The sequence below is a fragment of the Rubrivirga sp. genome (genome assembly GCF_049648075.1).
In the GTDB taxonomy this organism is placed as follows: domain Bacteria; phylum Bacteroidota; class Rhodothermia; order Rhodothermales; family Rubricoccaceae; genus Rubrivirga.
On sequence record NZ_JBARYR010000754.1, the window covers coordinates 1 to 2,476 of the forward strand.

The following is a 2,476-nucleotide window of genomic DNA, read 5'->3' on the forward strand; positions in this document are numbered from 1 at the left end:
GTTCAGGACGACGGCGTCGCCGGCCTCGAGGTAGCCGCCCAGGTCGGAGAACCGGCGGTGCTCGACGGCGCCCGTCGCCCGGTCGAGGACGAGCATCCGGGACCCGTCGCGGCGCTCGGCCGGCCGCTGGGCGATCTGCTCCGGCGGCAGGTCGAAGTCGTAGGCGTCGAGGACGTTGGGGCTGGGCATGGCGCCAAGATCCGACCTCGAGGCCTGCGAGGCCGCGCCCTCGACGCGAAATGTGGGAGAGACCGAACCCACGTCGCCCTCGAGGAGGCACCCTCGAGGACGATCTCGTGCCGGCCTCGAGGGCGACGGGCGTTACAGCTGCCGGGCGCGGCGACGGACGTTGTCGAACTGCCGGTCGTCGCGGACCAGTCGCTGCCCATCGTAGCGACGGGCGAGTTGGCGGACGTCCTGCATCCGGTCCGACGAGAGCGGGTGCGTGCGGAAGAAGGCGACCCCTCCTCCCCTCTCGGCCGAGGCCAGGCGCTCGAGCAGGTCGGCGAGTCCGTCGGGGTCCCAGCCGGAGCGGGCCATGATCTGGACGCCGAGCCGGTCGGCCTCCCGCTCGTCTCGCCGTGAGAACGACGCGAACGCGCCCTGCGCCGCGATCTGGGCGGCGAGTCCTTCGGCTCCGCCGCCCAAGCCGATGGCCCCGGCGACCTGGTTGAGCTCGTTGGCCGCCGAGAGCCGCTGGGTCCCGTGGCGTGCGACTCCGTGGGCGACCTCGTGGGCGATGGCGCCGGCCAGCTCGCTCGCGCTCCCGACCTGGGCGATCAGCCCGGTGTTGATGTAGACGAGTCCGCCCGGCACGTTGAACGCGTTGATCGCGTCGTCGCGGACGACGTAGAACCGCCACGGCCGGTCCCCGAGCTCGGTCTGCCGTGCCATCCGCTGACCGATGTCGTTGATGTAGCGCGTCAGCGTGCGGTCGTTCGTGAGCGGGAGCTGCCGGGCGAGTTGGTCTTCGAGCTGGCGACCGGCCTGCCACTCGTCGTCGACGGAGTAGTAGTTGGCGCCGCCGAGTGTGGCGCACCCGGTGAGAAGGGCGAGCGCGGCGAGCGCTCCGATGCGGAGACGGGACATGGTGAGATGCGGTGTGGTGGGACCGACGAACGGCGACGAGGCGTGCCGCCGTTCCCTAGCCGCCCTCGAGGTCGACGGCGTCACGTCCACAGTTCGGCTCATCGTCCTCGAGGGCGACGGCACCGCGAGGAATGACCGGGGTGTCCATAAGGCGAGACGGGTATTTCCTGACTAAGTGTTTTTTTTGGGGGGGGGGTGTATGTGAAATACTGATCACTTTCCTTGAGTCAGTCCCCCCTCTATAACTCCCTGCTGATCTACGCTCTACTCATTCGAGCGAACCGCGAAATCGCTCGGCGTCACGCTTACCGCCGTGCTCGTCCTCGCGCCCGCGGCGTACGCGATCGCTACGCAATGCACCTTCGGGCGGCTGCGAGATCGTCTTTACAGAGGACTCTACGAACGACGGGCATGGCCTCTCTGGCTACTACTGCGACGGAGACCTTTTGAGCGTGCACTACGGCGCCGGTTCCTGCTAAACCGCTTACCAAACCAACGACTGAACCCATGAAATACCTCACGTACACGGGCGGCTTGGCCGCCCTCGTCCTCACGCTCACGGCCTGCGAATCAGCCCTCGAGGTTGACCCGACCTCGGCGTCGCCGCCTGGCGCCGCGGTCCACGCCGTCAACCACTCGATCATGGGCAACCCGGCCGCGCTCAAGGACGGGCGCTCGACCGAGGAGCTTAACGGGATCATTCGGCGGAACCTAGACGCCAGCTTCGCCGAGGATCCCGAGACCGGGATGGGCTACCGCTGGCTGTTCCGCTCGGAGCGGCCGCTCGCAGAGAAGGACGCCGCCGCCGCCCGCCTCATCGACGCGCATCCCGGCATCGAGTGGGTCCACCTACGCCAGATGGTCGCGGCCGAGTTGTTGGAGCTGCACAAGCGGAACGCGTCCGATGACATCGACGCGATCGAGCGGTACACGGCCGTCCTCGTCGAGGCCGAGAATCCCTCGGCGGACTTGTTCACCTACTCCCTCCCGCTCCTCGAGGAGCGCTGGTCGGCATCCGAGCGCCAGGAGGCCGCCCGCGTCGCCGTCCGCTCGGCGACGGATTGGCTCGGCCAGAACTGCACCGATTGTGCGGCCTCGGCGCGACGGGCAGCGGCTCCTGGCGGCGACACGCCCGCGGCGAACGACAAACGCAGGGCCGTCGAGGACGCCCTCGGCACGCTCGCGGATCTCGCCCGCGGGTGACCGCCGTCTAGGCCTCGCCCTCGAGGACGACCTATACAGCACGCCCCACCGGCCTCGATGCCGGCGGGGCGCGTCGTTCCACAGAGTCGGTTCTGCTGAACGAGCGTGGGCGGCTGCGTCTCCGCAAATCCGAGCACGCGGCCTGGACCAGGTATCCTGGGGCGAGACCACCCGTCATCCCGAC

Annotated in this window: 3 protein-coding genes; 1 reads left to right on the top strand and 2 read right to left on the bottom strand. The window is 69.0% G+C overall.

Annotation, left to right across the window (positions count from 1 at the left end):
- Positions 1-261 (bottom strand): S-adenosylmethionine:tRNA ribosyltransferase-isomerase (locus WBA11_RS19935; RefSeq protein WP_424522378.1); only part of this gene is annotated, 261 nt, incomplete at its 3' end.
- Between the two features lie 60 nt (positions 262-321).
- Positions 322-1,089, bottom strand: a complete 768-nt coding sequence (locus WBA11_RS19940; RefSeq protein ID WP_424522379.1) for a M48 family metallopeptidase — start codon at positions 1,087-1,089, stop codon at positions 322-324.
- Between the two features lie 507 nt (positions 1,090-1,596).
- Between WBA11_RS19940 and WBA11_RS19945 the strand changes: the two genes are divergently transcribed.
- On the top strand, positions 1,597-2,292 hold the full coding sequence (locus WBA11_RS19945) for a hypothetical protein (protein WP_424522380.1): 696 nt from the start codon (positions 1,597-1,599) through the stop codon (positions 2,290-2,292).
- The last annotated feature ends 184 nt before the right edge of the window (positions 2,293-2,476 follow it).